The 23,187-nt window shown below is 72.6% G+C and carries 26 protein-coding genes; 8 read left to right on the forward strand and 18 right to left on the reverse strand.

The features are described 5' to 3' along the window. Positions 1-6: 6 nt before the first annotated feature. From ACFYPR_RS31250 to ACFYPR_RS31265, 4 genes are all read right to left on the reverse strand, one after another. The gene (locus tag ACFYPR_RS31250) at positions 7-1,401 is read right to left on the reverse strand and encodes an enolase C-terminal domain-like protein (RefSeq protein ID WP_387264182.1); all 1,395 of its coding nucleotides are present in this window, start codon (positions 1,399-1,401) and stop codon (positions 7-9) included. 502 nt (positions 1,402-1,903) lie between these two features. Then, the gene (locus ACFYPR_RS31255) at positions 1,904-2,311 is read right to left on the reverse strand and encodes an arsenate reductase ArsC (protein WP_355067455.1); all 408 of its coding nucleotides are present in this window, start codon (positions 2,309-2,311) and stop codon (positions 1,904-1,906) included. Beyond that, entirely contained in the window at positions 2,308-3,408 is a 1,101-nt protein-coding gene (arsB, locus tag ACFYPR_RS31260) for an ACR3 family arsenite efflux transporter (protein WP_387264185.1), read from the reverse strand. Before arsB ends, ACFYPR_RS31255 begins: the two co-directional genes overlap by 4 nt. After that, entirely contained in the window at positions 3,405-3,788 is a 384-nt protein-coding gene (locus ACFYPR_RS31265) for a metalloregulator ArsR/SmtB family transcription factor (protein ID WP_354857201.1), read from the reverse strand. Before ACFYPR_RS31265 ends, arsB begins: the two co-directional genes overlap by 4 nt. A gap of 98 nt (positions 3,789-3,886) precedes the next feature. On the opposite strand from ACFYPR_RS31265, the gene ACFYPR_RS31270 reads away from it, so the two are divergent. After that, positions 3,887-4,384, forward strand: coding sequence for a GNAT family N-acetyltransferase (locus ACFYPR_RS31270; RefSeq protein ID WP_387264188.1), 498 nt, complete (start codon positions 3,887-3,889; stop codon positions 4,382-4,384). Between the two features lie 14 nt (positions 4,385-4,398). Next, the gene (locus ACFYPR_RS31275) at positions 4,399-5,805 is read left to right on the forward strand and encodes an NAD(P)-binding domain-containing protein (RefSeq protein ID WP_355067449.1); all 1,407 of its coding nucleotides are present in this window, start codon (positions 4,399-4,401) and stop codon (positions 5,803-5,805) included. A 54-nt stretch (positions 5,806-5,859) separates the two neighbouring features. On the opposite strand, the gene ACFYPR_RS31280 is transcribed toward ACFYPR_RS31275, so the two are convergent. The 6 genes from ACFYPR_RS31280 to ACFYPR_RS31305 form a co-directional block, all read right to left on the reverse strand. Beyond that, positions 5,860-6,213, reverse strand: a complete 354-nt coding sequence (locus ACFYPR_RS31280) for a TraR/DksA C4-type zinc finger protein (protein ID WP_355067447.1) — start codon at positions 6,211-6,213, stop codon at positions 5,860-5,862. A gap of 38 nt (positions 6,214-6,251) precedes the next feature. Next, on the reverse strand, positions 6,252-7,457 hold the full coding sequence (locus ACFYPR_RS31285) for a ferritin-like domain-containing protein (protein ID WP_355067445.1): 1,206 nt from the start codon (positions 7,455-7,457) through the stop codon (positions 6,252-6,254). Continuing rightward, the gene (locus ACFYPR_RS31290; protein ID WP_354857187.1) at positions 7,454-8,299 is read right to left on the reverse strand and encodes a PhnD/SsuA/transferrin family substrate-binding protein; all 846 of its coding nucleotides are present in this window, start codon (positions 8,297-8,299) and stop codon (positions 7,454-7,456) included. The genes ACFYPR_RS31285 and ACFYPR_RS31290 overlap by 4 nt, the downstream gene beginning before the upstream one ends. Continuing rightward, positions 8,299-9,468: an acyl-CoA dehydrogenase family protein gene (locus ACFYPR_RS31295; protein ID WP_354857185.1), complete on the reverse strand. Its 1,170-nt coding sequence runs from the start codon at positions 9,466-9,468 to the stop codon at positions 8,299-8,301. The genes ACFYPR_RS31290 and ACFYPR_RS31295 overlap by 1 nt, the downstream gene beginning before the upstream one ends. An 80-nt stretch (positions 9,469-9,548) precedes the next feature. After that, positions 9,549-10,496 carry an ion transporter gene (locus ACFYPR_RS31300; protein ID WP_387264192.1) on the reverse strand — a complete coding sequence of 316 codons (948 nt, stop codon included), beginning with the start codon at positions 10,494-10,496 and terminating at the stop codon, positions 9,549-9,551. A 221-nt stretch (positions 10,497-10,717) separates the two neighbouring features. Continuing rightward, on the reverse strand, positions 10,718-11,575 hold the full coding sequence (locus tag ACFYPR_RS31305; protein WP_387264195.1) for an SDR family oxidoreductase: 858 nt from the start codon (positions 11,573-11,575) through the stop codon (positions 10,718-10,720). A gap of 87 nt (positions 11,576-11,662) precedes the next feature. Between ACFYPR_RS31305 and ACFYPR_RS31310 the strand changes: the two genes are divergently transcribed. Continuing rightward, the gene (locus tag ACFYPR_RS31310) at positions 11,663-12,058 is read left to right on the forward strand and encodes a helix-turn-helix domain-containing protein (protein ID WP_354857180.1); all 396 of its coding nucleotides are present in this window, start codon (positions 11,663-11,665) and stop codon (positions 12,056-12,058) included. Positions 12,059-12,083: 25 nt separating this feature from the next. Here ACFYPR_RS31310 and ACFYPR_RS31315 read toward each other — a convergent pair whose 3' ends face one another. Further along, positions 12,084-12,473, reverse strand: coding sequence for a VOC family protein (locus ACFYPR_RS31315; protein ID WP_354857177.1), 390 nt, complete (start codon positions 12,471-12,473; stop codon positions 12,084-12,086). A gap of 49 nt (positions 12,474-12,522) precedes the next feature. Beyond that, complete coding sequence (locus tag ACFYPR_RS31320) at positions 12,523-13,158, reverse strand: helix-turn-helix transcriptional regulator (RefSeq protein WP_355067440.1); 636 nt, start codon at positions 13,156-13,158, stop codon at positions 12,523-12,525. Between ACFYPR_RS31320 and ACFYPR_RS31325 the strand changes: the two genes are divergently transcribed. Together ACFYPR_RS31325 and ACFYPR_RS31330 are read left to right on the forward strand one after the other, a co-directional pair. Next, positions 13,159-13,644 carry a hypothetical protein gene (locus ACFYPR_RS31325; protein ID WP_355067438.1) on the forward strand — a complete coding sequence of 162 codons (486 nt, stop codon included), beginning with the start codon at positions 13,159-13,161 and terminating at the stop codon, positions 13,642-13,644. A 176-nt stretch (positions 13,645-13,820) separates the two neighbouring features. Further along, positions 13,821-15,329, forward strand: coding sequence for a phosphoesterase (locus tag ACFYPR_RS31330; RefSeq protein WP_387264199.1), 1,509 nt, complete (start codon positions 13,821-13,823; stop codon positions 15,327-15,329). A 108-nt stretch (positions 15,330-15,437) separates the two neighbouring features. Here ACFYPR_RS31330 and ACFYPR_RS31335 read toward each other — a convergent pair whose 3' ends face one another. Continuing rightward, on the reverse strand, positions 15,438-16,031 hold the full coding sequence (locus tag ACFYPR_RS31335; RefSeq protein WP_355067434.1) for a MarR family winged helix-turn-helix transcriptional regulator: 594 nt from the start codon (positions 16,029-16,031) through the stop codon (positions 15,438-15,440). Between the two features lie 115 nt (positions 16,032-16,146). Between ACFYPR_RS31335 and ACFYPR_RS31340 the strand changes: the two genes are divergently transcribed. From ACFYPR_RS31340 to ACFYPR_RS31350, 3 genes are read left to right on the forward strand one after another with little or no spacing between them, the layout of a single operon-like run. Beyond that, the gene (locus tag ACFYPR_RS31340) at positions 16,147-17,739 is read left to right on the forward strand and encodes an LLM class flavin-dependent oxidoreductase (RefSeq protein WP_387264202.1); all 1,593 of its coding nucleotides are present in this window, start codon (positions 16,147-16,149) and stop codon (positions 17,737-17,739) included. A gap of 60 nt (positions 17,740-17,799) precedes the next feature. Further along, positions 17,800-18,396 (forward strand): helix-turn-helix domain-containing protein, encoded by a 597-nt coding sequence (locus tag ACFYPR_RS31345; RefSeq protein WP_354857163.1) that lies wholly within the window; start codon positions 17,800-17,802, stop codon positions 18,394-18,396. Beyond that, positions 18,393-19,649 (forward strand): MFS transporter, encoded by a 1,257-nt coding sequence (locus ACFYPR_RS31350; RefSeq protein WP_354857162.1) that lies wholly within the window; start codon positions 18,393-18,395, stop codon positions 19,647-19,649. Before ACFYPR_RS31345 ends, ACFYPR_RS31350 begins: the two co-directional genes overlap by 4 nt. Before the next feature lie 41 nt (positions 19,650-19,690). Here ACFYPR_RS31350 and ACFYPR_RS31355 read toward each other — a convergent pair whose 3' ends face one another. From ACFYPR_RS31355 to ACFYPR_RS31375, 5 genes are all read right to left on the reverse strand, one after another. Continuing rightward, the gene (locus tag ACFYPR_RS31355; RefSeq protein WP_387264206.1) at positions 19,691-20,386 is read right to left on the reverse strand and encodes an alpha/beta fold hydrolase; all 696 of its coding nucleotides are present in this window, start codon (positions 20,384-20,386) and stop codon (positions 19,691-19,693) included. Between the two features lie 39 nt (positions 20,387-20,425). Next, the gene (locus ACFYPR_RS31360; RefSeq protein ID WP_387182802.1) at positions 20,426-20,806 is read right to left on the reverse strand and encodes a VOC family protein; all 381 of its coding nucleotides are present in this window, start codon (positions 20,804-20,806) and stop codon (positions 20,426-20,428) included. Between the two features lie 23 nt (positions 20,807-20,829). After that, a complete protein-coding gene (locus ACFYPR_RS31365; protein ID WP_355067424.1) occupies positions 20,830-21,435 on the reverse strand; it encodes a DUF4291 domain-containing protein in 606 nt (201 codons plus the stop codon). 50 nt (positions 21,436-21,485) lie between these two features. Continuing rightward, positions 21,486-22,523, reverse strand: coding sequence for an L-dopachrome tautomerase-related protein (locus tag ACFYPR_RS31370; protein ID WP_363936333.1), 1,038 nt, complete (start codon positions 22,521-22,523; stop codon positions 21,486-21,488). Positions 22,524-22,636: 113 nt separating this feature from the next. Next, entirely contained in the window at positions 22,637-23,047 is a 411-nt protein-coding gene (locus ACFYPR_RS31375; protein ID WP_363936336.1) for an MmcQ/YjbR family DNA-binding protein, read from the reverse strand. Between the last annotated feature and the right edge of the window lie 140 nt (positions 23,048-23,187).

The following is a 23,187-nucleotide window of genomic DNA, read 5'->3' on the forward strand; positions in this document are numbered from 1 at the left end:
CACCTCCTAGCGGCCGGCGGGGGTGGCCGTCCCACCCGCGATCACGTACGGCTCCGGAGATGACACCGTAGCCGGGTCTGTCGCGGCCCAGTAGAGGCCGTCGGGGAACCGGTACCGCGCGATCGACTCGGGGTGCATCCGGGTGGAGTAGCCGGGCGTGCCGGGCAGAACGTAACCGCTGCCCCAGCCGGTGTCCCGGACGACACACGGGTCGGTGAAGTGCTCGTGCAGATGGTCGACGAACTCGGTCACGCGGCCGGTGAGATCCCCTGAGATGGCGACGTAGTCGAGCACCGACACGTGTTGGACCATCTCACAGAGCCCGACACCGCCGGCGTGCGGGCACACCGGGACGTCGAACTTCGCGGCGAGCAGCAGCACGGCGACGATCTCGTTGATGCTGGCCAGCCGGCCGGTGTCCAACTGGCAGAAGTCGATGGCCTCGGCCTGGAACAGCTGCTTGAACATCACCCGGTTGTGGCAGTGCTCGCCGGTGGCGACGCCGACAGGAGCGACGGCACGGCGTACGGCCGCGTGGCCCAGGATGTCGTCCGGGCTGGTCGGTTCCTCGATCCACAGTGGTGAGAACTGGGCGAGGGCCTTGACCCACTCGATGGCCTGGTCGACGTCCCACACCTGGTTGGCGTCGATCATCAGGTTGCGCTGCGGGCCGAGGATCTCCCGGGCGATCCGGCACCGCCGGATGTCGTCGTCGAGGTCGGCGCCGACCTTGAGCTTGACGTAGCCGTAGCCGGAGTCGACGGCCTCCTGGCACAGCCGGCGCAGCTTGTCGTCGCCGTAGCCGAGCCAGCCCGCCGAGGTGGTGTAGGCCGGGTAGCCGGTGCGCGCCAGCTCGGCCAGACGGTCGGTCTTCGTGCTCTGCTTGGCGCGCAGGATGGCCAGTGCCTCGTCCCGGGTCAGCGCGTCGGACAGGTAGCGCAGGTCGGCGATGTCGACGAGTTGCTCGGGGGACATGTCGGTGAGCAGCCGCCACAGCGGCTTGTCCGCGAGTCGCGCGGCCAGATCCCAGGCCGCGTTCAGCACGGCCGCCAGCGACAGGTGGATGACGCCCTTCTCCGGCCCGAGCCAGCGCAGCTGGGAGTCGGAGGTGAGCAGGCGGTAGACGGCCCCCATGTCGGCGGCCATCGTCGTCACGTCCATGCCCACCAGGCGGTGGGCCTGGTGCACCGCCGCCGCGACGACGATGTCGTTGCCCCGGCCGATGGTGAAGGTGAGGCCGTGACCGGCGAGCGGTGCGCCGGCGCTGTCGAGGCCGTCGGTGTGCAGGATGACGTAGGCCGCCGAGTAGTCGCCGTCCTTGTTCATGGCGTCGGACCCGTCAGCGGTCAGCGAGGTGGGGAAGCGGACGTCCTCGACGGTGACGCCAGTGATCTGCGGCATGCGCTCCTCGCCCGACTAGGCTAAAGATCTGATGATCATTTGGAGTATACGGAGGCTCGATCGGCTGCGTCAACGACATCGATCGACCCGTGCCAATATAGATCTAATGTTTTACGCTCTCTGGCGGCGTCCGGTGACCGCGTCCGTTCCTCGCCCGCCGGGGCGTCCGCCCGGCCGGATGGACGGATCGACACGGCGAGGGCGCGACGGGTTCCGTGTGACACCGGCGCTGCTTGCCGACCCTCCCGCAGGGCGGTCGACCTGCTCTGCCGCGCTGCGGGCCGCGTCGGCCGGCACCGCCCCGGCCGGGGCCGGGTGGTTGTCGTGAACATCGGCCGGGGCCCGATGAAGATTAGATGTTCGCCCCGATGGCCGACGTCGGCTCAGTCTGGCCGCACCGGTGCCGCTGAGCCGATACATCACATCTATGTGGACGCCGTTGCCGTCGGTGAGTCCCGTCGTGGTGCCGGCCGGCGGTGGCGTGTGCCGGCCTCGTCCGTGCTCAGCCGAGGGCGGCCAGATCGGCGACGAGCTGCTCGACCCGGGTCCGGATGTCGTCGCGGATCGGACGGACGGCGTCGACGCCCCTGCCGGCCGGGTCGTCGAGCTTCCAGTCCTCGTAGCGCTTGCCGGGAAAGACCGGGCAGGCGTCGCCGCAGCCCATGGTCACGATGACGTCGGAGGACTCCGCGGTGGCGTACTCCAGGAGGGTGGGGGTCTGGTCGGTGATGTCGATGCCGACCTCGCGCATGGCCTGGACGGCGGCGGGGTTGATCGTCTCGGCCGGGGCGGAGCCGGCCGAGCGAACCTCGACGGTGTCGCCGGCGAGGTGGCGCAGCCAGCCGGCGGCCATCTGGGAGCGGCCGGCGTTGTGGACGCAGACGAACAGGACGCTGGGTTTGTCGCTCATCGTGACGCCTCTCGGTCAAGGGGTGGGGTGAAGAAGCGGCGGCGTGCCCAGAGCGAGACGTGGACGAGGCCGACCAGTACGGGCACCTCGATCAGCGGCCCGACGACCCCGGCCAGCGCCTGACCGGAGGCCACGCCGAAGGTGCCGATCGCGACGGCGATGGCGAGTTCGAAGTTGTTGCCGGCGGCGGTGAACGCGAGGGTGGTCGTGCGCGCGTAGCCGAGGTCGAGCGCCCGGCCGAGAGCGTAGGAACCGGCCCACATCAGCGCGAAGTACACCAGCAGCGGCAGGGCGATACGGGCGACGTCGAACGGCCGGCCGATGATGGCGTCGCCCTGAAGGGCGAACAGGATCACGATGGTGAACAGCAGCCCGTACAGGGCGGCGGGGCCGACGCGGGGCAGGAGGCGGGATTCGTACCACTCGCGACCCCGGGCGCGCTCGCCGAGGCGGCGGGTGAGGTAACCGGCCAGCAGCGGGATGCCGAGGAAGATGAGCACGTTGCGGGCGATCTCCCAGACCGAGACGCGCAACTCGGCGCCCGGCAACCCGAGCCAGCCGGGCAGCACCGACAGGTAGAACCAGCCGAGCAGGCCGAAGGCGAGGACCTGGAAGACGGAGTTGAGCGCGACCAGGACCGCCGCGGCCTCGCGGTCGCCGCACGCGAGGTCGTTCCAGATGACGACCATGGCGATGCAGCGGGCGAGGCCGACAATGATCAACCCGGTGCGGTACGCGGGCTGGTCAGCCAGGAACACCCAGGCCAGGGCGAACATCACGGCCGGGCCGACCAGCCAGTTGAGGACCAGCGACGAGACCAGCAGGCGGCGGTCGCCGGTCACGGTGTCGAGCCGGTCGTAGCGGACCTTCGCCAGCACCGGATACATCATGACCAGCAGGCCGATCGCGATCGGCAGCGAGATACCGCCGACCGCCACCGCCTCCAGCGCGTCGTCGAGCCCGGGGATCAGGCGGCCGAGCAGCAGCCCGACGACCATGGCCAGCCCGATCCAGACCGGCAGGAACCGGTCGAGTCGGGAGAGGCGACCGACGACGGCGCTCGCGGCCGGGTCGGCCTGGCGGATGGCGGTGCTCACGAGCATTCCGACCGGGCGGCGGGAGCGGGGCCTGCCTCGGTCGGGACGACGGTGAGCAGTGCGGCGAGTTGGTGCAGAACCGTCGGCCGGGCGCGGTAGTAGACCCAGGTGCCGCGACGCTCGGCGTCGACGAGCCCGGCCTCGCGCAGCGTCCTGAGGTGGTGCGAGATGGTCGGGCCGGTCAGGTCGAACGCGGGGGTGAGGTCGCAGACGCAGATCTCGCCGCCCTCGGCGGAGGCGATCATCGACATGAGCTGCAGGCGGACCGGGTCGCCGAGGGCCTTGAACGCGGGGGCGAGCGCGGCGGCGGTCTCGGCCGGCACACGCCGTTCGGACAGGGGCGGACAGCACAGCACGTCCACGGCCGCTTGTTTCGACATCAGTCTAGGTTGACAGACATCTAATCAGCGTGCAACTGTCTGATTCGACAGACGTCGAGACAGTCTCTCCTCGTCCGAGACCGGAACGGAGCCCGCCGATGGCCGACCTGACCACGCGCCCGATGACCGCCGGCGACGCCGACCGCGTCCTGACGATCTACCAGGCGGGCCTCGACGGCGGTGACGCCAGCTTCGAGACCACCGCGCCGACCTGGGCGGCGTTCGACGCCACCCGGCTGACCGCGCACCGCTTCGTGGCCGTGGACGGCAGCCACGCCATCCTCGGCTGGGTCGCCGTCACACCGACATCGAGCCGCCCGGTCTACGCCGGAGTGGTCGAGCACTCCGTCTACGTCGACCCGGCGGCCCAGGGGCGCGGGGTCGGCCGGCTGTTGCTCGACGCGTTGATCACCTCAACCGAGGCGGCCGGCATCTGGACCATCCAGTCCGGCATCTTCCCGGAGAACACCGGCAGTCTGGCCCTGCACCGGCGGGCCGGGTTCCGTGTCATCGGCGTCCGGGAGCGGATCGGCCGCCACCATGACCGCTGGCGCGACGTGGTTTTGCTGGAACGCCGCAGCCCCACCATCACCTGACAAGGAGTTACCCGATGAACGCCCTGGACAGCCTTCCCGTCGTGGTCGTCGGCGCTGGCCCGACCGGCCTCGCCGCAGCCGCCCACCTGCACGAACGCGGCCTGCCCTTCGTCGTCCTGGAAGCCGGCGACACCCCGGGCGCCGCCGTCGCCCAGTGGGGACACGTGCGGGTCTTCTCGCCCTGGCGCTACAACATCGACCCGGCCGCCCGCCGGATCCTCGACGACGCCGGCTGGCTCGCCCCCGACCCGGAGGCCCTGCCGACCGGGGCGGAGCTGGTCCGCGCGTACCTCCAGCCGCTCGCGGAGCTGCCCCAGCTCAAGCCCCACGTCCGCTACGGCGCCCGGGTCCAGGCGATCAGCCGCCTCGGCCTCGACCGGCTGCGCACCGCCGGCCGCGACACCACGCCGTTCCTGGTCCGCCTCGCCGACGGTGACGAGCTGCTGGCCCGCGCCGTGCTCGACGCCTCCGGCACCTGGGGCACCCCGAACGTCCTCGGCGCGTCCGGCCTGCCCGCCCGGGGTGAGGCCGACGTGGCCGCGTACCTCGAACACGCGCTGCCGGACGTGCTCGGCGCCGACCGGGACCGCTTCGCCGGCCGCCACACGCTCGTCGTGGGCGCCGGTCACTCCGCGGCGAACACCCTGCTGTCCCTGGCGGACCTGGCCGCCACCGAGCCGGGCACCGAGGTGACCTGGGCGATCCGCACCACCTCGCCCGCGCGCACGTACGGCGGCGAAGATGCCGACGCCCTGCCGGCGCGCGGCGCTCTCGGCGCGCGGCTGCGGGGGCACGTCGACGCGGGCCGGGTCCGGCTGCTCACCGGCTTCTGGGTGCACGCCCTCACACCGGCCGACGGGCGCGTCCGGGTGGTCGTCCGGCACGCCGACGGGGGCGAGGAGTCGGTGCTCGTGGACCGCGTCGTCGCGGCCACCGGGTTCCGCCCGGACCACTCGATCACCGCCGAGCTGCGGCTGGACCTCGACCCGGTGCTCGGCGCGACCCGCGCGCTCGCCCCGCTGATCGACCCGAACGAGCACTCCTGCGGCACCGTGCCTCCGCACGGCATCGACGAGCTCACCCACCCGGAGGTCGGCTACCACGCCGTCGGCATGAAGTCCTACGGTCGGGCGCCGACGTTCCTCATGGCCACCGGCTATGAGCAGGTCCGCTCGGTCGTCGCCGCCCTGGCCGGAGACTGGGCCGCCGCCCGCGACGTCCAGCTCGACCTGCCCGAGACCGGCGTGTGCTCCAGCAACGCCGCCGACTCGGTGAGCGGCGACAGCTGCTGCGGCCCGACGCCGGCCGCCGAGCCGGCCCGACGCGGGCTGGCCACCGGCGTCTCCGGCGGGCTGCTCAGCCTCGTCGCCGTCGACACCGCGCCCGCCGATGGCCAGGCCGGCGGCTGCTGCGCCAGCTGACGTCCCCGCGACGGCGGCGTCCGCCGGCCCCCGGGCCCGCGGGCGCCGCAACCGTCACCGGCGGCTGGCGCAGGCGACGCAGGTACGCGCCGACGGGCGGGCGGCGAGCCGCTCGGCGGGAATCGGGCGCAGGCATCGTTCGCAGACGCCGTAGCTGCCGGCGTCGACGCGGCTCACCGCCTCGTCCAGTTCGGCCAGGCGTCGACGTGCCGCGTCCAGGACGGCACTGAGCTGTGCCCGTTCGAACGCGATCGTGCTGCCCTCGGGGTCGTGTTCGTCGTCGGCGTTCGACGACCGGGACGCCTCGAACAGGCTCCGCAGGTCGCCCTCCAGCGCGGCGGCCTCAGCGGCGGTCTCGTCGCGCCGCCGGAGGAGATCCGCACGAATCGCGCGGGATTCGGTGTCCATGGCGGTTCCAGGCTACGCCCGGTGCCGCGCACCGGGGTCTACATGAAGTTGCGGGTGTGCAGGGCGGAGAGCGCGGCCGCCTCGTTCGACCGGAAGCCCAGCCGGACGAGTCGGCGCTGGCGGCCCTGGTCCATCGCCTGTTGCAGAGCACGCACGTGGTCGAAGCCGGCGGCCACGTCATCGGGGTCCCACCCGCCCGCCGCGAGCAGCACCAGCGCGTCGAAGACGTCCGCGTTGAGGCCCGCGGTGTCGGCCAACGCGTCGTGACGACGGTGGATCGCGGCACGGAGTCGGTCCCGCAGCAGCGGGTCGACCGTCGCCTGGTGCTCCAGATGGGCCATGCCGAACACCACGTGCCGGCGCTCGTCCTGCATCGCCAGCCAGCAGATCCGGCGGGTCACCGGATCGGGAGCGTGCCGCACCAGGAACCCCAGCAGGTCGACGAAGCTGCCCTCGCCGAGCACGGAGAGCAGGAACGACGCCAGGGCGAAATCGGACTCGGCGACGAGCGTGAAGAGCGACTGCCGGCCACCCGCCGAGGACGTGCCCAGCTCCGCGCCGCGCAGCAGCGCCCGCCGGCTGAAGACCTCCATGTGCCGGGCCTCGTCGGCCACCTGCACCGCGAGGAGCTGCACCACCTCCCGAAAGTGCGGGTGGATACGGCCGATGAACCGGGCCGGTACGACGAGAGCCGCCTGCTCGTTCTCGACCAGGTAGGTCATGACCTGCACGACCGCGGCCTCGACATCCGCCGGCAGCGCGAACGCGTCGTCCCACGGCACCGCCGTCTGCGGGTCCCACTGCCGTGCGGCGGCCTGCGCGTACAGCGCGGGGGCGATGTCGGCCCACACCAGATCGCGGTCGTCCAGGTCGAAGCGGGCCTCGGGCCCGCCGGCCTCCAGCAGCGCGCCACGGGCACCGAGCCCCCAGCGTGGCGGTGGACGGCTGCTCAGCGCCGAGGGCAGGGCAGGCCCGGCCCGCTCCGCGCCGAACCAGCGGTCGTCGTCGGCGGCGCCCCGGACGACGACCGCCACCAGGCGACTCCGGTCCGCGGGATCGGGCCATTCGACCCGGTGACCCCGGCTTCGGCACCACGCCGGCAGGTGCACCCCCAACGCCGCATCGGTGCCGGAGACCGCCACCCGGCCGCCGGGCGGCAACCCGGCCAGGGCGCGCTGTACCAACAGGTGCGCGCCACGGCCGAAGCCGAGGCCGCCGAGATCGATCTCGACGTCGGCGGTCACGGCCGATAGTCCGCGGCGGTCACCCGCCCGTCGGGGGCGTAGAACCCGCTCGCGTCGACCGCCTCGGCGAGGGCGTCGTACCCGGTCGTACGGCCGTCCTGCCAGGCCGTCAGGCCCTCCAGGTCGAGCAGCGGGCGCACCTGCGGATCGGCGTACGACATGCCGCGCAGCAGGGTGCCGAAGAGCCGGACCCCGTCGGACGCCGGCTCGCGCACCGTCATGTTGCAGTGGTCGTACCGCCCGGTCTGCGCGACGATCCGGGTGCCCTCGGGTGGCAGCGTGCCCTCCTGCACGAACATCAGGTGGTTGGCGTCGATCATGCAGGCGGCGTCGACCTCCCCGGCCGCCAGGGCGCGCGCGGCGTCACGTTCGCCCCCGACGTGGTCACCGTGCAGCCCGACACCGACGTCGAACCGGCGCACGTCGACCCGGACTCCGGCCGCGGCGAGGTGGCCGAGCGGGATCAGCGTGGCCTGCGGACTGTCCACCGCGCCGGTCGCCACCACCCTTCCGGCGAGATCCTCGACCCGGTGTACCGGCGAGTCGGCGCGCACCACCACGACCGAGGTGAGGTCCCGGTCGGTGTCGCGCATCGTGAGCGCGCGCACGGAGCCGCCAGCGGCCGTGGCAAGCCGGTCGGCTCGCAGCCACGCGAGCGGAGAGTTCCACGCGGCGTCGATGCGGCCGGCGACAAGGTCCTCGACCTGTCGCTCGTAGTGCGAGTAGAGGACGAAGTCGAAATCCAGGCCGTGACCGCGCAGCCAGCCGCGAAAGCCCTCCCAGATGGTGACGACCTTGGGGTCGTACGCGACCGCGCCCATCAGGACCGACGGCGCCGGCATCAGCGGTTGGCCTCGTCGAGCAGCGGCAGGCCGGTGGCGACGCGGCCCACGAAGTCGTGCAGAGCGTCAGTGGTCGGTGCCATCACCCGGGCGGCTCGCGAGTCGCGGAATCGGCGCTCCAGGCCCAACTCCTTGCGAAAGGCGCTGCCACCGCAGAGCCGCATCGCGCCGTCGGTGACGTCCGCGACCGTCTCGCCGGCCAGGGCCTTGACCTGCAACACGCGCAGCGTCGCGTCGTCCCGGCCGGTCTCCAGCGCGGTGAGGGTGTCACCGAGGAAGGCGCGCAGGGCGTCGGTGCGGATCTTCAACTGGGCGAAGTCGCGTCGGGCGACGGGCGCGTCGCGAAGCGCCGCGCCGGTGTGCGTGAGCGTGGTGCCGGTGAGGTGCCGGGCCGCCTCGGCGACGGCGCTGTCGGCGAGGCCGAGACAGAACGCCGAGTTGAGCACCAGGAACCAGGGGAGCACGGCGCCGAGCGCGGTGTCGAGGCCGGTGCCGTCGGTGCCCAGCATCGCGTCGGCGGGGACCACCACGCCCTCGGCCGTCATCGGCCGGGAGCCGTTGCCGCGCAGGCCCAGCCCGTCGAAGTCACCGGCGACGCGGAGCCCGGCGCTGTCGGCCGGAACAAGCCACAGCGTCATCGGCCCGGCCCCCGACGCCAGCGCAAGGCTCGACCAGACGTAGCTGTCGGCCTCGCCCGCCGCGGTGACCCAACTCTTGCGGGCGTCGAGTCGCACCGCGGCATCACCGGACGCCGTCGCCGACCCGGTGGGCGACCAGAAGTGGCTGCGGGATCCGAACTCGGAGAACGCCAACGTGGTCAGGTGACGGCCGGCGGCGATGGCCGCGCGAACCTCGTGCGGGCCGTGCGCCTCGATGACGGCGGTCGCCGCGTAGTGCATCAGAACCACCATCGCCGTGGACCCACACTCGGCGGCCAGCCGTTCGATGACGTCGGCGACCGCGCGCATGCCCTGGCCGCCGCCACCGACCTCGGGGGAGGAGGCCAGGCCGAGCAGGCCCGCCGTGGCGAGGGCATCGACGCCCTCGCGGGGGAAGGCGCCGTCCCGGTCGACGGCCTCCGCCTGCGGGCGGATCACCTCGTCGATCACGGTGGTGAGTGTGGTCAGGACGTCGGTGCGGGACTGGAAACTGTCGACACTGGCCGTCATGCGCGGTGCCCCCTTCATTCGGACCGGCGGGACCGCCATCGAGACTAGCCGATCCGGCCGTCATGATCGAGAGTGTGGTCTCACCGTCGGGAGGGGGTGTCCTCGCGGTGCGGCCGGGCGTGCGTGTCGTCCCGGTCGATCCGCAACTCCCGCTCCAACTCGGCGATGACCGCCCGCAGGTCGTCCAGCCGCTGGGTGAGCGCGATGCGGTCCACCTCGTCGGGTACGCCGTCGCCGTCCTCGTCGTAGCCGGGGGCCAACCGCTCGGTCATCTCCAGGCGGCGGGCCTCCTCCATCGAGTTGACGATGACCGCGATGAGGATGTTGAGCAGCAGGTTGACGGTGATCACCACGTAGCTGACGTAGTAGAGCAGCGTCCACGGCGAGATGGCCAGGCCCTGCTCGATGAGGTCCGGCAGTGTCTCCAGCGAGAGCAGCACGAACAACGTCAGCAGCGACCGGCCGATGTCGCCGTACTCGTCCGGGTACCTGTGGCCGAAGATCAGCCAGCCGGCCATCCCGTACACGTAGAGCGTCACCACGGCCAGGGCGAGGAACCCGCCGACACCGGGCAGGCTGCGCCACAGCGCGGACACGATGGTCCGCAGGCCCGGCGAGAACCGCACCAGCCGGACCATCCGGGCGACCCGCACCACGCGCAGCAGCGCCGAGTCACCGTGCAGGCCCGGAACGAAGATGGCCGCGATCACGACGAAGTCGAAGACGTTCCAGCCGTGCCGGAAGAAGTCCTGCGGACGTCGGCCGTAGGCCGCCAGCCGGATGCCGATCTCGACGACGAAGACGGCGCGGAAGAGCACCTCCAGCCCGTGCAGCGCCCGGGTCGCGGGGACCAGACCGTCGTACGTCTCCAGTCCGAGGACGATCCCGTTGGCGAGGATGACGACGACGATGCCGATCTCGAAGGGGCGGGAACGGGCGAGCCGTGCGCAGGCGTCGGCCAGCGCGGGCCGGTCACGCTGGGGTGTGGACGGTGCGTCTCGCTGCGCGGGCGCGGGCGGTCCGCTCATCAAGCGGCCGACCCGTCGGTGTGCGCCGAGGCGGCGTCGTGGGCCCACCTCGCATCGTCGGGCTGGCGGTGCGGGGGCATGGTCACCACCCTAGTCACGACGCGCAGCCGGGACGCCATCGTGGAGGCCACCATCGCCCTGGCCGACACCGGCGGGCGGGTGACGGAGGCGTACACCCTGTCACCCGCCCGATCGACGAACCGTGAGGAGACCGCGGCCGGTCAGGCCCGCGCGGCCCGGATGGCGTCGCGCAGCGGGGTGCTCGGCCGGCCGATCAACCGGCTGAGGTCGTCGCTGTCGGTGGCCAGCTCGCCGATGGCGATCGAGTGGTCGAGGGCGGCGACGAACCCGGCGGTGCCGGCGTCGAGCCCGACGTTCTCCAGCGCCGAGGCCAGCTCGGCGGCCGACAGGTCGCGGTGGACGACAGTGGTGCCGGTCACCTCGGTGACGGCGTCGGCCAGCTCGTCGAAGGTGAACGCGGCGCCGCCCAGCTCGTAGACGGCGTTGCCCTCCTCGTCCCGGGTCAGCGCCGCCGCCGCGGCGGCCGCGTAGTCGGTCCGGGGCGCGGCGGAGACCTTGCTGCCGCCGGTGGCACCGAGGATGGTGCCGCTCTGCAGGTACTGCGGCAGCTGGTCGGTGTAGTTCTCGGTGTACCAGCCGTTGCGCAGCACCGTGTACGGCAGGCCCGATGCGGCCAGGACGTCCTCGGTGGCCTTGTGCTCCGGTGCGAGCGGGTTCGTGGTCGTGTCGGCCTTCAGGATGCTGGTGTAGACCACGCGCCCGACCCCGGCGAGCGTGGCGGCCTCGATGACCGCGGTGTGCTGGGCGGTCCGCTGCCCGGGCGTGTCGCCGGAGATGAGCAGCAGGCGGCGTACGCCGGCCACGGCGCCGGGCAGCGTCGTCGGGTCGTCGTAGTCGGCCCGGCGGATCTCGACCCCGCGCGCGGCCAGGTCGGCGGCCTTCTCCGGGCTGCGAACGATCGCGGCGATCTCGGTGGCGGGCACGCCGGCGCCGAGCAGGTGCTCGATCACCAGGCGACCCAGCCGGCCGGTGGCGCCGGTGACGGCATACGTGGGCATGGGGACCTCCGATTGACGGTGACGAAACGTAAGCACTTACGAATCTACAGCACAAGCTCTCAGGTAAGCGTCGGGTAAGCTGGTGACATGAGCGACATGCCGGCCCGGGACCCGGCGGGGCCTACCCAGGAACTCGTCAGTGATGTCTTCGCGCGCGGCTGCACCTCCCGTGCCGCCTTCGAGAGCGTCACCTCGAAATGGGCCTCGCTCGCTCTGCTCGCGCTCGGTGAGGGCAGTTACCGGTTCAACGCGCTGCGGCGGCGCATCGACGGGGTGAGCGAGCGGATGCTCTCCCAGACCCTGCAGACTCTCGAACGCGACGGCATGCTCACCCGCGAGGTGCTCACCGCGATCCCGCCGCGCGTCGAATACTCGCTGACCCCTCTCGGCGCCCGGGTCGCCGATCAGTTGCGCGGCCTCGCGGACCTGCTGGAGGCCTCGGTGTCCGAGGTGCAGACCGCCGGCGAGCGGGAGCGGGGCTGACCCGAGCCGGAGTCCGCCGAGGCGGTCAGCGGTAGCTGATCAGTTCCAACAGCGAGCCGTCGGGGTCGCGGAAGTAGACACTTCTGCCCGGTCCGCGTCCGCCGTGGCGGTCCACCGGCCCGGCCTCCACCTCGACGCCGTGCCGCCGCAGGTGGTCGAGGATCTCGTCGGCGGTGCCCGGCCAGACGAGACAGAGGTCGCTGCCCCCGGCCTCGACGGGACGCCGGGCGACCAACGCGCCGACGTCCAGGCCCGGACCGTGCACGTTGAGCTGCTGGTCGCCGAACCGGTACGCGACCCGACCATCGGGTTGGTCGACGATCTGGGCGCCCAGGACATCCCGGTAGAAGGCGGTGGACCTCGCCCAGTCGGTCACCGCGATGACACAGTGGTCGAGCCGTAAACCGTCCGGCATGGCACCGAGCTTACGGCCGGGCCGTCCGGACGTGGGGCATGCGGCGCGGTCAGGCGCGGAGCGTCTCGCGAGGCGGCACGCCGTAGCTGGCGTGGTAGCGGGCGGTGAACCGGCTGTGGTTGGCGAACCCCCAGCGACTCGCGATGGCCGACACGGTCCCCTGTCCGGGGTCGGCCCGGACCAGGTCGTGGTGGGCCCGATCGAGCCGGATCCTGCGCAGGTACGCCATCGGGGTGGTGCCGAGATGGCGGCGGAAGGCGAGCTGCACCGCGCGCTGGGAGACGGCGGCGGCGCTGGCGATGTCGGCGGCGCTGATGTCCCGGTCGGCGTTCTCCTCCATGAATGCGACGGCGCGGCGCAGGGTGGCGGTGCTGGCGTCGCGGCGGTCCTCGGCGGTCTCGTCGGTGAACGCCGTGTTGGGGAAGATCGCGAGCGCTGCCGCGGCGAGCATCCGTGCGGCGTTGCCGATCACCAACGGCTGGGCGCTGGCGCTCGGGATGCTCGCCACGACATCGCTGACGTAACTGGTGGTTCGGTGCCACTGCCGGGCGAGCGGCGCGTTGACTCCGCCGAGGTCGGTGAACCGGATCTGGCCGGGCCTCCGGGCCGTGGCGGCGGTCGCCACCTGCGTCAACACGCCGAGGTCCAGGACGCAGAGTTCCACCTCGCCGGGGTCCCACCGCACGTGGACCGGCTGACCGGGACGGGTGACGAGAAAGGCGTCGCCGGGGCCGACCTGTTGGGGCACTACCTGCTCACGGCGTTGCTGGCCCACCAGGTGGGGCCGGACGCCCTGGTCCGCGTCGGGGCGCTCCTCGGCACCGTCCGGCGCTACCTGCCCGCCCCGCGGCCACCCGCGCACCGCAACGGGGGCCCCGAGCCCCGGCGACGCGACGTGCGAGCGGACAACAGCGTCGTGGGCCGGTACCGACGGACCACGCTGCCCGAGCACCTGCCCAGTCCGCCGAGCTGGACCTGCACCGGATGTGGCCGCGAATGGCCCTGCGCCACCAAGCAGAGCCAGCTGCTCGCCGAGTTCGGCGGGGCGCGTGCCGCGCTCGCCGTCTACCTCGGGTCGTGCCTCGTGGCCGCCGCCCAGGATCTGCCGACGCTGCCCCTGCCCCGAGTACGACTCCGCTTCCTGGGCTGGCTGCCACGCGCCCGGATCTGACGACACGCGCACGCCCCGCTGTCGGCGCGTGACCCACCGCCGCGCCCCGCGCGCCCTTCAACGGGCTCCGCGAGGGTGTTCATCGTGCACCCGCCCGTCGTACGGCGGACGTTCACCAACCTCTTCGAGGCTTCTTGATCGAAAGAGCATTCGCTTGATCGAGGAGAGGCTCTCACGTGCGAGACAAGCAAGCCGAAGAGATCGAGCACGCGCAGTTGTCGCGGCGCAAGCTGGTCAAGTACGCCGGCGTCGGCGCGACGCTGGCCGCCGCCAGCCCGCTGGTCGGCGCGGGCGCGGCGTGGGCCGACGAGGAGCGCCGACCCGGCGACGACACGAGCGACCGGGGCAACGCCAAGAACCGGTCCTGGCGCGCTGGTGACCACCACGTGCACTCCGAGTACAGCGGCGAGTTCGACACCGCGAAGAGCCCGATCGTCTTCCACAAGGGCGCGGACGCGGTCTACCCGATCGTCACCAACGCGATCATGGCCAAGAACTTCGGTCTGACCTGGGCAATGTGCACCGACCACGGTGGACCGACGCACTCGAAGGTGAACATCGAGCAGGCGTACCCCGACCTGTTGCGCTCGCGCAAGCTGGTCCCCGAGGTGCTCCAGTTCTGGGGCATGGAGTTCGACGCGCCCGCGCTGGACCACCACACGCTGATGATCCCGCGCCACGACGACGAGGCGAAGCAGCTCTTCGAGCTGGAGAGCCGGTTCGCCAAGTACGACGCGTTCCCCACCGACCCGGCCCGCGACACCGAGGCCAAGATGGTGGAGTTCCTCAAGGTCGCCCGGGGCATGCCGCACAAGCCGCTGGTCATCGCCCACCACGCCTCCCGGTCGGCGCCCGGCCTCGGTGTCTACGGCCAGGACACCCCGCGGGAGTTCCGCAACGGCAACAACGCCGCGCCCGACGTCTACGTCGGCTTCGAGGGCGCGCCCGGCCACCAGGCCGGTCCGCTCAACGGCGGCAAGCGCGGCGGGTACGGCAACCACCCCACCTACGGTGGCTTCGACCAGATGACCGCGCGGGTCGGTGGGCTCTGGGACTCGCTGCTCGGTGAGGGCCGGCGCTGGTGGATCACGGCGACGTCGGACTCGCACGTGCACTGGACGCGCGGCGGCTCGGACTTCTGGCCGGGCGAGTACAGCAAGACCTACGTGTACGCCCGCCAAGACTACGGCGACATCATGGACGGACTGCGCAACGGCCGGATCTGGGTGACCACCGGCGACCTGATCCGCAGCCTCGACGTGACCGCCAGATCCCAGGGGCAGACGGCCGAGGTCGGCGAGACCATCATGGTCAGTCGCCGCAGCCGCACCGACGTCGAGATCGAGATCACGTTCCGTCCGCTGGACGGTGTAAACGGCAACGGGGACCGTCCCGAGGTCCGTCGGGTCGACCTGATCGTCGGCCAGATCACCGGGCCGAGCGCCAACCCGGACGCCGACACCAACCCCACCACCACTGTGGTGGCCCGGTTCGGCCCGCGGGACTGGCGTCGCCAGGGTGCGGACTACGTCATCCGGCACACCCTGCGCAACGTCGAGGCCGACACCTACGCGCGGGTGCGCGGCACCAGCACCGACGAGGCGGAGCCGCTCGCCGACGGGCTGGAGAGCCCGTGGGACGACCTGTGGTTCTACTCGAACCCGGTGTTCGTGCACGTGCGCTGACCCGTCGCCGCAAGCGACGCTGCCGCCACACGGTGGGCCCGCCGGCACTCCTCGATGCACGATGGTCGGGGAGGGCCGGCGGGCCCACCTCGCCGTTCGACAGTCCGGTCAGCCGTCGCTGCGGCCGCGCGACCGGGCGGCGCGCGGCCGACCGTGCTCGGACGCTGCGCCCGGCCGGCTCGGCATCGGCGCAGCGGGTTCGGGCCGCACCTCGGCCACCGCCTGGCAGAGATCGCGCAGGGGGTCGATCGCCTGGGTCGAGCAGGCGACCCGTTGCAGCAGTGCGCGCAGGGTCGCCGACTCGGTCGGCGTGAGCGCCCCCAGCAGGTGCGCCTCGACCTGCCGCAGCGCCTCGCGCCGCTGCTCCCAGGCCGCCCGCCCGGCGTCGGTGACGTCCACCAGCCGGCTGCGCCGGTCGGCCGGGTCCGCCCGCCGGGCGACGAACCCCGGGCGTTCGAGGTCGTCGATCAGGTACGTGAGCACCGTCCGGTCGATGCCCAGCTCCTCGGCGATCGCGCCCTGGTTGCGGGCCGGCCCGGTGGCCGCGGCGGTGAGCACCTGATAACCGCGTGGGCCGCCGGGGAAATCGGTCAGGGTCTGCTCGGCTGCCCGGACGTAGCCCCGGAAGACGATCCCGAGCATCCAGCCCAGATCGTCGTCGAGGGGATCGGGCCGGTCCGGCCGGTCGCTGGCACCCGTCATGCCCCGACAATAGCGCAGGACAGCCAACCTTGTTGGCAACAGATGTTCTGTCTGACATAAGGTCGAGGCCACGACGCATCGTCCGACGCGTCGCGGACGACGGGAGGCTCGCACGATGAGCGACTACGGCCACGACCTGGTCTTCGGATCGTTCACCACGCCCGGCAACGACGATCCGGACCGCACGGTCGGGCTCGCGGTCCTGGCCGAGCAGGTCGGGCTGGATCTGGTCACCTTCCAGGACCATCCGTACCAGCCGCGATTTCTGGACACCTGGACGCTGCTGAGCTTCGTCGCGGCGCGGACGGACCGGGTGCACCTCTCGGCGAACGTCACCAACCTGCCGCTGCGCCCGCCCGCCGTGCTCGCCCGCAGCGTCGCCAGCCTCGACCTGCTCAGCGGCGGTCGGGTCGCGCTGGGTCTCGGCGCGGGGGCGTTCTGGGACGCCATCGAGGCGATGGGCGGCCGGCGGCTGACCCCCGGCCAGGGCGTACGGGCGCTGGAGGAGGGCATCGACGTCATCCGGCAGACGTGGGACGTCCAGGCGCGCGGCGGCGTGCGGGTCGACGGCGAGTTCCACCGGGTGGTCGGCGCCAAGCGCGGCCCCGCCCCCGCCCACGCGGTGCCGATCTGGCTCGGGGCGTACAAGCCGCGCATGCTCGCGCTCACCGGTCGTCGGGCCGATGGCTGGCTGCCCTCACTGGACTACCTCCAGCCCGGTGACCTGGCCAGGGGCAACAAGATCATCGACGATGCCGCCCAGGAGGCGGGCCGCTCGCCCCGCGACGTCCGCCGGCTGCTCAACATCTCCGGCACCTTCTCGTCGGCCGGGGGCGGCCCGTTGCACGGGCCCGCCGAGCAGTGGGTGCGGGAGTTGGTCGAGTTGGCGCTGGGCGAGGGCGTCGGCACGTTCATCCTCGCCAGCGACGACCCCGACGACCTGCGCCGGTTCGCAGGCGAGGTGGCCCCCGCCGTGCGCGAACTGGTCGCGGCCGAACGCGACAGTGGCGCCGCGTCGACGCGTACTCCCGCCGAGCCGGTGGTGGCCGCGGAGCCGGCGGCGCTCGTCGCGCCCTCCGCGCGGCCGACCCGCGCGAGGGTGACCGCCGGGGCCTTCGCGGTGGTGCCGACCCCGGACGACGGCCGGCGGCTCAGCGACCGGCAGGTCTGGGACGAGTCGGCCCGTCCCACCGGGCCCGCGCCCGACCCGACGCGCACCTACACCGCCCACGAGCAGGCCACCGGCCAGCACCTGGTGCAGGTGCACGACGGCCTGCGCGGCGAACTGGCCCAGATCCACGACCTGATCGAGCAGGTCGCGGCGGGCGAGATCGACGCCGGCGTGGCGCGATCGCAGATCAACACGATGACCATGCGGCAGAACCGGTGGACGCTCGGCGCCTACTGCGAGTCCTACTGCCGCATCGTCACCACCCACCACACCATCGAGGACCAGGCCCTCTTTCCGCGGCTGCGGCAGGCCGACCCGCGGCTGCGCCCGGTCGTCGACCGGCTGGAGCAGGAGCACCACGTCATCCACGACGTGCTGGAGGGGGTCGACAAGGCGCTGGTCGCGTACGTCGGGGCGCCGGACGGCCTGGCCGAGCTGCGCGCCGCGGTGAACCTGCTGACCGACGCCCTGCTGTCGCACCTCAGCTACGAGGAACGGGAACTGGTCGAGCCGCTGGCCCGCCTGGGGGTGAGCTGAGCGGAGGAACCGGCGTCTCCGGGGGTTGCTTCGCAAGATCTGAGAGGCTACTTTCGAAACATGTCTCTCAAGAATCCGTACGGGGATTTCGAGATCACCGAGCCGCAGGCGCTGCGGGCGCTGGCGCATCCTGTCCGGTTGGCCATCCTCGACCGGCTCCAGCAACACGGCCCGGCCACGGCCACCGGACTGTCGCCGCACGTCGGCGCCACGCCGTCGGTGGTCAGCTGGCACCTGCGCCACCTCGCGACGTTCGGCCTGGTCACCGATTGGGACGGCGCCACCAGCAAGCGGGAACGCTGGTGGCAGGCAGCCGCCCGGGGGTTCCGCTTCTCGCTGCCCGACGACGCCGAGGGGCAGGCCGCGGCCCGGCAGTTGCGCGGCGAGATGTTCGCCCGCTATGCCGAGGCACCCCAGCAGTGGCTGCTGCACGACGAGCCTCGGCTGAACACCGAGTGGCGCGGGCTGGCCGGGGTGGCCGACACCCGCTTCGTCGCCACACCGGACGAGCTGCGACACCTGGAAGAGGCGATCGAGGAGCTGCTCGCCCCGTACGTGCGGCGCAAGGACGACGAGACGACGCCGGACGGCGCCCAGCTCGTCCGGATGCTGCGGTACCTGCTGCCCGAATCCAGCGACGATTCGCCCGCGTCATGACGGCCGTCGACGCCCCGCCCGCACCGGCGCTGGGCCGCGACCGGCGGTTCCGCACCTTCTGGATGGGTGAGACGATCTCGGCGTTCGGCGACCGGATCAGCGAACTGGCCCTGCCGCTGATCGCCGTCTCCCTGCTCGCCGCGACGCCCGTGCAGGTCAGCGTCCTCACCGCGCTGATCTGGCTGCCCAACCTGCTGGGCCTGTTCCTCGGCGCGTGGGTGGACCAGCGCACCCACAAGCGTCGACTCCTGATCATCGCGGACCTCGCCCGCGCGGCCGTGCTGCTCAGCCTGCCCGTGGCCTACCTGTTCGGCGCGATCACCCTCACCCAGCTCTACCTGGTGGCGCTGCTCAGCGGCGCCGGGGCGGTGGTGTTCACCCTGGGACAGCAGGCGTTCTTCGTCGCCCTGGTGCCGCGGTCGGCGTACGTGGACGCGAACAGCAAACTCAGCGTGAGCCGGTCCCTCTCGTTCATCGCCGGCCCGGCCGTCGGCGGTGGGCTCGTGCAGGCGCTCAGCGCGCCGGTGGCGGTCCTCGTCGACGCGGTGTCCTTCCTGGCCTCCGCGCTGCTGCTGCGGCGCATCCCGGTCACCGAGTCGCCTCCGCCGCCACGGCGGACGTCCACCCTCGGCCTGGTCCGCGAGGGCCTGGTGCTGGTGCTGCGCCACCCGGTGCTGCGCGCCGCGCTCGGCTGCACCACCACCGTCAACTTCTTCACCTTCATCGCCGCGGCGCTGCTGGTGCTCTACGCCAACCGTGAACTCGGCCTGTCGGCCGGCGCCATCGGCGTCGCGTTCGGCATCGGCGCGCTCGGCGGACTGGCCGGCGCGGCCCTGGCGCCTCGCCTGTCGCGGGCCATCGGGTTGGGCCGTACCGCGATGATCGGCGTGGTGGTCTTCCCCGCACCGCTGGCGTTGACGGCGCTGATCGCCGGCCCGACCTGGGCGAAGGTGGCCATGCTGGCGGCCATCGAGATGGTCTCCAGCGTCGGGGTGATGCTGATGGACGTCAACCTCAACGCCCTGCTCACCGCCGTCACACCCGACGACGCGCGCGGTCGCCGGGCCGGCGCGTACAGCGCCGTCAACTACGGCATCCGGCCGCTCGGCGCGCTGGTCGGCGGCGCGCTGGGCACCACCCTCGGGCTGCGGCCGGCCCTGGTCGTCGCCGGAGTGGGCGGCGTGCTCGCCGTCCTGTGGCTGCTTGCGTCCCCGGTACGCCACATCACCACCCTCGACGACCCCGCGACCTGACCTGCCGGGCCGGCCCGCCGAGACCGTCGTCGCCCGCGCGGTCAGCCGATCTCCTCCACCAGCAACCGCGCCAGCTCGGCGGGTTGGGAGAACATCGGCCAGTGGCCGGTGGCCATCGTGACCAGCCGCCAGTGCTCGCTGGTCAGCAGCGCGGACACGGTGTCGTTGGGCTCCGGTCCGTCGAGCAGACATTTGACGTACGTCGTCGGCAGCTCGCCCAGCGGACGGGCCAGCACGGCCGGTTCGGTCAGCGTGGCGCCCGGGTGCGGGGTGGCGCCCTTGAGCAGCCGCGCGATCTGCTCGTCGGTGAGCCCCTGGCCGTCGAACTCGGCCGCGTCGGGCGGCGGCCAGTCGCCGCCGTTGTCGGCGAGCACCGACTCGAACGCCGCCTGACCCTGCCACCAGCCGGACGCGAACGACCCGCCGTCGACCGGCACCTCCGCGTCGACGTAGACCACCCGGGTCAACCGGTCGCCGATCCGCGCGGCGGCCTGACCCACCGGGATGCCCGCGTAGCTGTGCCCGACCAGCACCACGTCGCGCAGGTCGCGCCGCTCGATCTCGCCGACGATGTCCTGCACATGGGTCTGCTGCCCGGCGGGCACGCCAGGCCTCTCGGCGAGGCCGGAGAGGGTCAGGGGACAGGTCTGGTGGCCGGCGGCCCGCAGCCCCGGCACCACCTCGTCCCACGCCCACGACCCCAGCCACGCGCCGGCCACCAACATCACATTCGCCATGTCCGGAACCCTAGCGCCGACCTCTGACAGCCCGGCGCGTCATGACCAGGTCCGGGACTGGGCGTCGAACACCTCAGGTGGGCTCTCGACCGGCAGCACACAGAGCAGGTGCCCGCCGGGCGCCCGCAGAATCCGACACTCCAACCACTGCGACACCTCGGTGGCGCCCAGGCCGACCAGCCGAGCGGTCTCGGCCGCCACGTCGTCGGTCTCGATGTCGAGGTGGTAGCGCGGCGCGTCGTCGACGGCCTGGACGGCGGTGACCAGGCCCGGCAACGCCTCGTGCAGACCGACGAACTGCGGCTCGGCCGGATGGGTCCGGGTGCCGACGCCGAGTGCCGCCGACCAGAACTCCGCCGCCCGCGCGGCCTCCGCCTCGGGCGCGTCGATCAGCAACGCGTACACACGGCTTCGATGCATGCGAGGCAGGATATCGAGGACTCTCACCCACCGCCCGTCGCGCCGAGGCGAGCGGCGATCTGAGCCGGTAGCGGGTAGGGACTCTCGACCGGCAGGTGGTCCATCGCCGCTCGCTCATCGCCTGCCCGCACCAGCTCCCGTACACGGTGGACGGTTGGGGTGATGTCCGTGACGGCCACGATCCAGTCGTCGACGTACCGGGCGACCGCCGTACCGGACAACCCGACCTGCAGCGACCGATGGGGCAGCGCGGCCATCCGCACCGTCCGTTCCGGGTCCCACTGCACCCGTACCGGGCTGCTCCTCAGCTGCCGCGACCAGGTCGCCCGGTCACCGTGCACGTCCCGGTCGTAGTGGCTCAGACAGGCGTGCGCCAGCGCCCACTCGAAGCCCTCCCGCGCGATGTCGATCGACAGCACGCGCTCCTGGCCGGGCTTGGTGGCCCAGCCGCAGCGGTACATCATCCACCGGAACGACGGCTTGATCCAGGTCATGCGGTCCCGCTTGAAGGGGGCCACGAAGCGGCCGGCGGCCACGGCCGGCAGCGCGACCTCCGGGGGGTACGCCTGGTACACGGTGATCGTGTCGGCCGAATGGCGAGCGCGGATCTGACGGGCGGGAACGGACACGCCCCGATTCTCACCGATCGGGCCTCGACCGCTCCACAGGAATACCGCCCTCAGGCGTGGTCGCGCGGGGGCGGACCGGCGTCGACCGGCATCCGGTAGATCCGGACCGGATAGTCGACGGCCGAGTGGCCGCCGTTGAGCCCGGCGGTCAGGTGCAGTTGGGCCGCCGGCAGCCAGAGGTGACCCTCGGCGTCGAGCCACATCGCGTCCACCCAGGCCAGGCGCGGGTCGGCGACGAGCGTACGGACGCTGCGGTCCGGCCCCACAGCGAGCACGCGACGTCGCTCCACATCGCTGACGTAGATGGTGCCGAGCGCGTCGATGGCCGTGCCACCGGTGCTGGGCGTGTCCCACCAGGGCTCGACCCGCCGGGCCAGCTCCTCGGCGGACAGCGTCGGGTCGTCCAGCCAGCGGGTGCCGATCCGGGACATCCCACCCGAGGCCGGCTGGTAGTACAGCCACCGACCGTCCGGCGACACCTCCAGCTGGTCGGCGTTCAGGCACACCTCGGCGCCGCCGGGATCCCGCAGCGCCCGGCCGTCGGCGACCACCGGCCCGCCCACGGTGCTCGGGTGCCCGTCCAACACCCGTCGGCACCGGCCCGAGTCGAGGTCCAGCACGATGAGGCCGGGCGTGCCGGCGTCGGTGAGGTACGCGGTGCCGCCGTGAAACCGGACGTCGTCGACGTAGCTGCGCGGACGCACCGCGTCGTCGAGGTGGTAGACCCGGTCCACCCGGTCAGCGTCGACGTCGACGGCGATCAGCCGCGCGCCGCCGGGCACCTGCTCCCCGCCAAGCTGCGGCGACCCCGAATCGATGATCCACAGTCGGCCGTCCGGGCCGGCCCGCAACCCGTTGACGTGCACGAACGCTCCGTCCGGCGGTTGGTCCGGCTCGTTCCACGCGGCGTCCGGGTACGGGTTGCGACCGCCGTCCGGCAGCGCCTCGGCCACCTGCACGCCCGGCCCGTCCGCCGACGGGTAGCTCAGGAAGACCCGCCCCCGCAGGGTGGTCACACCCGTGCACACCCGATCCTCGACGAGCACGGGTGTCAACCGAGGATCCTCCTCGGTCCCAAGCCTGGACATGGGCCGCTCCTCGCGCGACGGGCGGCGTCGCCGATTCCCGTCGGTGATCCGCCACCGTTGGCGCGGTATCCCCGAGCCGACCCGGGCGAAACGCCCGGCCTCGCCGGGTGCGCTCAGCCGGGCCGGTCGACCAGTGCGGCGAGCCGTTTGGGCGCCTGCACGCAGTAGCTCTCGGTGAGCAGCTCGCCGACCTCGTCCCAGTCCGTGTCCTCGTCCAGGATCATGCCCAGCACGTTCGGGCTCCAGTCCGGCTTGTAGAAGGGGTGCCCGACGCTCAGCAGACCGGCGATCTCGTCGAGCGGCGATCGGAAGACCAACAGGCAGGCCGGCCGGTCGAGCGCGGCGGCGCGCGCGTGCACCGCCTGACGGTCGGGGTCGACGGTGAGCACGTGGGCGAAGGTGCGCCGGCGGATCCGCCAACGGGTGCCCACCCAGGCCGGCTCCTCGTAGGTCTCCGGCAATCCGCGGCAGATCGTGCGCAGCCGGTCGAGAACCTCGGGGTCGACGTCTCCGGGTGCGGTCACGGGCAGGACCCTAGTCGGCGGGTACGACATTGACGCCCGCCGGCGGGCGGTGGTGTGCTCCCGGCGGATCGGTCAGGATGGTTCGGGGGCGACGCCGGGCCGCCGCCCCCGACCCGACACACCCCAGCCCCGCCGAGGAG

The sequence above is a fragment of the Micromonospora sp. NPDC005254 genome (assembly GCF_042872525.1).
In the GTDB taxonomy this organism is placed as follows: Bacteria; Actinomycetota; Actinomycetes; order Mycobacteriales; family Micromonosporaceae; genus Micromonospora.

Bases quoted from the DNA above. Each gene is read 5' to 3' on its own strand.
- ACFYPR_RS31250 (WP_387264182.1), bottom strand. From the start codon at position 1,401: ATGCCGCAGATCACTGGCGTCACCGTCGAGGACGTCCGCTTCCCCACC.
- ACFYPR_RS31255 (WP_355067455.1), bottom strand. From the start codon at position 2,311: ATGAGCGACAAACCCAGCGTCCTGTTCGTCTGCGTCCACAACGCCGGC.
- ACFYPR_RS31265 (WP_354857201.1), bottom strand. From the start codon at position 3,788: ATGTCGAAACAAGCGGCCGTGGACGTGCTGTGCTGTCCGCCCCTGTCC.
- ACFYPR_RS31270 (WP_387264188.1), top strand. From the start codon at position 3,887: ATGGCCGACCTGACCACGCGCCCGATGACCGCCGGCGACGCCGACCGC.
- ACFYPR_RS31275 (WP_355067449.1), top strand. From the start codon at position 4,399: ATGAACGCCCTGGACAGCCTTCCCGTCGTGGTCGTCGGCGCTGGCCCG.
- ACFYPR_RS31280 (WP_355067447.1), bottom strand. From the start codon at position 6,213: ATGGACACCGAATCCCGCGCGATTCGTGCGGATCTCCTCCGGCGGCGC.
- ACFYPR_RS31290 (WP_354857187.1), bottom strand. From the start codon at position 8,299: ATGCCGGCGCCGTCGGTCCTGATGGGCGCGGTCGCGTACGACCCCAAG.
- ACFYPR_RS31295 (WP_354857185.1), bottom strand. From the start codon at position 9,468: ATGACGGCCAGTGTCGACAGTTTCCAGTCCCGCACCGACGTCCTGACC.
- ACFYPR_RS31300 (WP_387264192.1), bottom strand. From the start codon at position 10,496: ATGAGCGGACCGCCCGCGCCCGCGCAGCGAGACGCACCGTCCACACCC.
- ACFYPR_RS31305 (WP_387264195.1), bottom strand. From the start codon at position 11,575: ATGCCCACGTATGCCGTCACCGGCGCCACCGGCCGGCTGGGTCGCCTG.
- ACFYPR_RS31310 (WP_354857180.1), top strand. From the start codon at position 11,663: ATGAGCGACATGCCGGCCCGGGACCCGGCGGGGCCTACCCAGGAACTC.
- ACFYPR_RS31315 (WP_354857177.1), bottom strand. From the start codon at position 12,473: ATGCCGGACGGTTTACGGCTCGACCACTGTGTCATCGCGGTGACCGAC.
- ACFYPR_RS31335 (WP_355067434.1), bottom strand. From the start codon at position 16,031: ATGACGGGTGCCAGCGACCGGCCGGACCGGCCCGATCCCCTCGACGAC.
- ACFYPR_RS31340 (WP_387264202.1), top strand. From the start codon at position 16,147: ATGAGCGACTACGGCCACGACCTGGTCTTCGGATCGTTCACCACGCCC.
- ACFYPR_RS31345 (WP_354857163.1), top strand. From the start codon at position 17,800: ATGTCTCTCAAGAATCCGTACGGGGATTTCGAGATCACCGAGCCGCAG.
- ACFYPR_RS31350 (WP_354857162.1), top strand. From the start codon at position 18,393: ATGACGGCCGTCGACGCCCCGCCCGCACCGGCGCTGGGCCGCGACCGG.
- ACFYPR_RS31355 (WP_387264206.1), bottom strand. From the start codon at position 20,386: ATGGCGAATGTGATGTTGGTGGCCGGCGCGTGGCTGGGGTCGTGGGCG.
- ACFYPR_RS31360 (WP_387182802.1), bottom strand. From the start codon at position 20,806: ATGCATCGAAGCCGTGTGTACGCGTTGCTGATCGACGCGCCCGAGGCG.
- ACFYPR_RS31370 (WP_363936333.1), bottom strand. From the start codon at position 22,523: ATGTCCAGGCTTGGGACCGAGGAGGATCCTCGGTTGACACCCGTGCTC.